This is a genomic window from Pseudomonas sp., from assembly GCF_049645325.1.
GTDB lineage: Bacteria > Pseudomonadota > Gammaproteobacteria > Pseudomonadales > Pseudomonadaceae > Aquipseudomonas.
The window spans coordinates 1-6,024 of the sequence record NZ_JBARTQ010000111.1; the positions used below are offsets into that span (position 1 = coordinate 1).

6 protein-coding genes are annotated in these 6,024 nt (G+C 57.4%); 5 read left to right on the forward strand and 1 reads right to left on the reverse strand.

Features of this window, described 5'->3' with window-relative positions; genetic code table 11:
• Positions 1 to 491: LysR family transcriptional regulator (locus WBB95_RS04695; RefSeq protein WP_424486530.1), on the reverse strand; the 491-nt coding region annotated here is incomplete at its 3' end.
• A 246-nt stretch (positions 492 to 737) separates the two neighbouring features.
• Between WBB95_RS04695 and WBB95_RS04700 the strand changes: the two genes are divergently transcribed.
• The 5 genes from WBB95_RS04700 (at position 738) to WBB95_RS04720 (ending at position 6,013) form a co-directional block, all read left to right on the forward strand.
• Positions 738 to 1,865, forward strand: a complete 1,128-nt coding sequence (locus WBB95_RS04700; RefSeq protein WP_424486531.1) for an FAD-dependent monooxygenase — start codon at positions 738 to 740, stop codon at positions 1,863 to 1,865.
• A 69-nt stretch (positions 1,866 to 1,934) separates the two neighbouring features.
• A complete protein-coding gene (locus WBB95_RS04705; RefSeq protein ID WP_401208118.1) occupies positions 1,935 to 2,564 on the forward strand; it encodes a nuclear transport factor 2 family protein in 630 nt (209 codons plus the stop codon).
• Between the two features lie 21 nt (positions 2,565 to 2,585).
• A complete protein-coding gene (locus tag WBB95_RS04710; RefSeq protein ID WP_424486532.1) occupies positions 2,586 to 4,028 on the forward strand; it encodes an MFS transporter in 1,443 nt (480 codons plus the stop codon).
• 57 nt (positions 4,029 to 4,085) lie between these two features.
• On the forward strand, positions 4,086 to 5,024 hold the full coding sequence (locus WBB95_RS04715) for a fumarylacetoacetate hydrolase family protein (protein WP_424486533.1): 939 nt from the start codon (positions 4,086 to 4,088) through the stop codon (positions 5,022 to 5,024).
• 23 nt (positions 5,025 to 5,047) lie between these two features.
• Entirely contained in the window at positions 5,048 to 6,013 is a 966-nt protein-coding gene (locus WBB95_RS04720; protein ID WP_424486534.1) for an MBL fold metallo-hydrolase, read from the forward strand.
• The last annotated feature ends 11 nt before the right edge of the window (positions 6,014 to 6,024 follow it).

The window sequence follows — 6,024 nt, forward strand, 5'->3', positions numbered from 1 at the left end:
ATCATCAACGGTTTGATGCTCATGTTGGTGTGCTGCTGCGGTTTGGTCACGGGGCCGAAATAAAGATCGATCAAGCCATCGCGGATATCGGCCTCCAGCATGGGATAGGTGCCTTCAATCACCTTTACGCGGACACCGGGAAAGCGCCGGCGGAAACGATCCAGGGTCAGGGGCAACAGTCCCATCAACGCTGCGCCTGAGCAGGCGACAACGATAGAACCTTTATCAACGCCACGATGTTGATCCAGCTCATCAAGAGTGCGCTGGTACTCGGCCTGTATCGCTTTGGCACGCCGCACGAACAATTCGCCCGCCTTGGTCGGCACCATTCCTAACCTGCCTCGCTCGAACAGGGTTACGCCCAACTCCTCTTCCAGTTCCTTAAGGCTTCGCGACACGACCGGCTGAGCGAGGCCCAGACTCCGTGCGGCGGCGCGCAGACTGCCGCGTTCAACGACCGCTACGACGTTGCGAAAGTGGTGCATTTTCATCGCGTGACAGCCTCCCGAGGCAAAAGAGAAAGGCTTCAGGGGTATATACCTTTCAGGTAACACCCTAAGTGTTTTGCCATCTTTCGACAAGATCAGCCGCGCTCTACAGTTTCCACCGTAGTGCCGGTTCTCGCGACTTTGCTCACCGGGCAGAAGACCGTGGATATGTCCACGCAGAACCGGCGCAACCTCAAGACAGAGGTGCTTCTTACAACAACAGTCTGACCCAGATGAGAATGTCGAAAAATGGCCTGTATTTCGAAAGCGCTAATTGTAGGTGGTGGAGTTGCGGGACTGTCGGCGGCGATCGCCTTGTCCCGCCTCGGTGTGCATTGTGAAGTGGTCGAACTCCACGGCAAGCCTGACGGCGCCTCAATGGCCTTGTCCGGTCGTGCGGCCGAAGCCCTGTTTGAACTTGGGGTGTACCAAGAGTGCTGCGACACCGGCAGAACTTTCACTGCTGATTCGACTGCTGCCTCGCTCTACGCCGCTGACGGGCAACTGCTCCGCGCGGCACCTCGCAGACCAGAATGGCCAGGTTCGAAGGATGGCGTTGCCGTATTCCGTCCAGCGTTTGCGCAAATTCTGGAAAACACCGCGAACTCTCTGTGCAGCATTCGCAAAGGCCTGACGATCACTGCCATCGACGACAGTGGCGATTCAGCGCTGGTGACTTTTTCCGATGGTGAAACTCGCGCATTCGATCTGGTGATAGGCGCTGACGGTATCCACTCTCACACCCGCAAAATGGTTTTCCCCGAGATTGGCGAGCCTGAGTACTCCGGCCAGATCAGCATTCGCTGGATGGTTCCTGGCCCGGCCATCGAGGGCGAAGGCTGGTACACAAGCGATGTCGGCAAAGTAGGCTTCTACCATCTGCCGCATCAAAACCTGACGTATGTCCCGGCCGTGCTGACGATTCCCGAGCGCACATGGCTGAGCGACGCCGATGTGCTCGGGCTCTTTACACGCTTGCTGGATTCGATTTCAGCGGCACCGATCAAGCACCTTCAAGAGCGTCTCAAGTCAGACTCCGCACTGATCGGGCGCCCGTTCGACTGGATTCTCGTCCCGGATCAATGGCATCGCGGTCGCACCCTGTTGATCGGTGACGCCGCCCACGCAACCACCGCGCATTTGGGTATGGGCGCCGGCATGGCGCTCGAAGACGCAGTAGTGCTGGGCCAGTGCATTGCAACCGCCACCTCATTGCCAGAAGCACTCGATGCGTTCATGCAACGCCGTTTCGAGCGGGTAAAAACCGTCGTCGACAGCAGCGTCAAGCTCTCGCAACTGGAACAAAGGAAAGCGCCGCCCACCGAAAACGGCGCGGTGATGATGGCTGCCTTGACGGCCATTTCGCAACCTTACTGAGTAACCCCGCACAACCTGAGAAAGCGTCTTTCTCAACTCATTTTCCACCCGACCGGAAGCGTTTTTTCCATGACCAACAAGAACAAGGCAAACGCGCAGGACATCACCGAGATCAGCCAGTTGCTGTTGAACTGGGGGTTCTTTCGCGACCATAAAATGTGGGACGAATTGCGCTCGACGTTCGTCGATGACGGGACCATCCATCTAACCTGGTACATCGGTTCGATTCAGGGCTTTGTCGAAGGCTCGAAAGGCATGTCGAAGAGCCCGGTGAAAACCATGCACGTGATGAAACCTTCGATCATCGACGTCAGCGCTGACCGTGCCATCGCGATCACGCCGGCATCGATCATGGCCCGCTCGGAAGTCGCCAGCCCCGGTCTGGATCTGACGTCAGAGGCGCTGTTCTACGACTTCATCGTCAAGGACAACGGCAACTGGAAGATCTCCCGTCGCTACTGCATCTATCAGAAAGACCGCCTCGACAGCATCGAGCCATCGCTGGTGTTCTGGTTCAAAAGCCTGTGGATGGACACCAGCCAGTTCGACCCGGCATACAAATACCTGGGCTTCATGCTGAACAAAACCGGTTTCGCCGTTCAGCCCGGGCAATACGTCGACAACACCGAAGCGACCCATCAACTGTATGCCGAAGGCAAAGCCTGGCTTGCTGAGGCAAGGGCATTGCAACCCGCTTGATGCTGCACCCGCTAGCCGGCAATGACGCTGCTCGACACCAACAACAATAAACAGCCAGCCTTTCAGGCGTCCGGCATCGCCGAATCTGAAAGGCCCAGGCTCAACAGGAAGCGTGCGATGACAATCATAACCAAGGGGGCCGGTCTACTGCCCTCGATTGACGAAATGCCCATGAGCCGCGCCCAGATTCTGGTGCTGTGCCTATCCGTATTGCTGGCTGCACTCGACGGTTACGACGTGTTGGCGACCGCGTTCACCGCGCCGGCGTTGAGCGTGGCCTGGAACATTGATAAAGCCACGCTGGGGATGCTGCTTTCCAGCGGCCTGGTCGGCATGGCAATCGGTGCTTTGGCGCTGTCGCCGCTGGCAGATGTATGGGGGCGTCGACCCTTGGTGTTTGGTGGTCTCGCGCTGATGATCGGCGGCTCACTGCTCTCGGCTTTTTGCGAAAATATCCAGACCCTGGCGGCGTGCCGGGTAATCACCGGAATGGGCATCGGCGTGATGGTGCCCCTGACGATGTCGATTTCCGCAGAGTTCTGTAACAGCCGTCGTCGGGCCTTCGCTGTCGCGATCACAACCGTTGGTTTTACTTTCGGCTCGATTCTGGGCGGCTTGATCGCGGCACCGCTGCTGACGCACTTTGGCTGGCACGCGGTGTACATCTCCGGCGCTGTCGCGGGCGCAATCGTGGTGCCGATTGTCATTTGGGTTTTGCCTGAATCCCCAGCGTATCTGCTCACCCGTCGTCCAGCCAACGCGCTGGCTCGCGTCAACCGTGTGCTTGCGCATCTAAAGCACCCTCCGCTGAGCGAACTGCCTGAGAAACGAGAATCGCAACGACCTTCCTACAAAGCGTTGTTTGGCCCGGAAATCATTGGTGTCACCGTGCGTCTGACGCTGATTTTCATGCTCGCGTCGACGACGATGTATTTCTTGCTCAACTGGATGCCTCAGTTCATCGCTGATGCCGGTTTTCCTCCGGCCACAGGCAGCCGTGTTTCGGCTGTCAGTCATGCCCTTGGGATGATCGGTGCGGTCGTACTCGGCGCGCTGGCAACTCGCGTAGGCGCCGGTCGGGTGGCTTCTTTCGGGATGATTGGCTTCGGTATCTTCGTCGGCGTGTTTGGCTTCACCCCGCCGGAGCTGACGACGTTGATTCTGGTGGCCGCCCTCGCCGGCTTCTGCATCTCCGGCGCTACCGGAGTGTTTTACGCGACCATGGCTTCGGCCTTCCCTCCCCACACCCGTGTGACTGGCATCGGCTTCATTCTTGGCGTCGGCCGCGTGTCTAGCGTTGTCGGTCCTGCTCTGGCTGGCTGGATGTTCGCTTCCGGGTTTTCTCGTGGCCAGGTATCGCTGTTCTTTGCGGCTGCGCCGATTCTTGCCGGTTTGATCCTGCTGTCCATGCCCAAGTCAAAGGACAACGCAGCGCAGCCCGTCGTGGCACATCCGCGCGCGTGACGATGAGCCCATTACCGAACAATTCAACACATCAAAATTCAATGCGTAGGAATCAACATGAAACTTGCTTCGTATCTCGTAGAAGGTCGTGAACGTTTTGGTCTGGTACGTGCCGATGGCATCATCGATCTCAGCTCGCGACTTCCGGAAGTGGCTAGCCTGAAAGCTCTGTTAGAACATGGCCTGGCCTGCCTCGACAACCTTACCCTGCCGAGTCAGGTCGACTACACATTGAGTCAGGTCAGTCTGCTGCCGGTGATCACCAACCCGGGCGCGATCTTCTGCATGGGCATGAACACTCACTCGCATTGTGCGGAAGTAGCGCAGTTCAGTGGGCATGAGCATGTGCCGCCAAAGCCGTACATTTTCACTCGAACCGCCCGTTCGCACGTCGGCCATGCCACACCGATGGAAAAGCCTAACAATAGCCCGCTGTACGACTTCGAAGGCGAAATCGCAATTATCATCGGCAAACTTGGCCGGCATATCAGTAAGGCCGACGCCCTCAGTCATGTCGCCGGTTACGCCTGCTACAACGACGGTTCGTTGCGTGATTATCAATGCCACTCGCCAATGTTCACCGCAGGTAAAAACTTTCCTAAATCCGGCGCGTTCGGCCCGTGGATGGTCACTGCCGATGAAATCACCGACCCGACGACGTTGACGCTTACTACGCGCTTGAACGGCAACGTGGTGCAGGAAATGCCCTACGCGGACCTGATCTACAATTTCCCGCAGATCATCAGCTACATTTCCGAATTTACCGAGCTGCAACCGGGTGATGTCATCGTTACCGGCTCTGCCGCAGGCGTGGGTTTGTTCCGTAAACCGCAACTGTGGATGCAGGAAGGGGACATCTGCGAAGTGGAAATAGCCGGTGTCGGCGTACTGCGTAACTCGATCATTGGCAGCCAGGGCATCAACCGCGCGCCGGTGAGCAAAACCGATCCGGTGGCAGCCTTCAAAGAAGCGCTGGAAATCTACAAGAGCCATTAAGCCAACAGGTCTGCACGAGGACAGTGGCGGTAATTTTATGTGGCGGAGTGAGTACGATGTTTCGTAAAACAGCAGTAGGCGTAGTTGTTGTAGTAGCCATCCTGGCTGGTGTGGCCTTTTTCATGCCGAGGCCCTCTCCGCCCGTTCTTGCCAAGTTACTGACCGTGTATGCGACGGTAGCGCCCATCACGGTTCATCCCGTCAGTGAGGGCATTTATTACGTCAGCGGCGGCATGGCCAATAGCGGGATTATCGTGGCGAACTCGAGTGTCATCCTCGTCGATGCGCAGATGTTCGCTCCAGCAGCGAAGAAAGTCCTGAAGGCCATTGCGCAAATCACGCCCAAACCCGTGAGCACCATCATCCTCACCCACAGCGATCCAGACCACGTCAACGGCTTGCCGGCTTATCCGCGTGGCCTGGAGATCATCGCGCAGGAAAACACCGGGCCGGAAATGCAGGAAGCCCTGCAAAACCCGTTGATGAATACCACGGCCACGCCGGCCGAGTTAAAGGACTACTTGCCCACAAAAACCGTTAAAGACAGCGAGACCGTTGTCGTCGACGGCGTGACGCTGCAACTGATGCACTTGGCTCCCGCGCATACCGACAGTGACTTGATCATCTACCTGCCGGCGCAAGATGTTGTATTCACCGGCGATATCCTCGCCCCGGACTTCAGCCAATACCCTGGCATCCACCTCAACAAGCACGGTTCATCCCTCGGCTGGATCAAAACCATGCAAGCGCTGATTGCACTGAATGCGCAGGTTTATGTGTCAGGCCATGGTCAGCCGCTCAAGCGCGCGGATCTGCAAGAGCGCCTGCAAATCGCGATGTCGCGTCGAGCCGAGATCGAACAACTGGTGGCGCAACATAAAACCCTCGATGAAGTGAAAGCGGCGCTCAACGATCCGCCGCCAAAAGGACTGGCGAAAATGTTCCCGACGTTCACTGAAACGACCTACCAGGAATTGACGCAGCAATAAATCCCGACCTC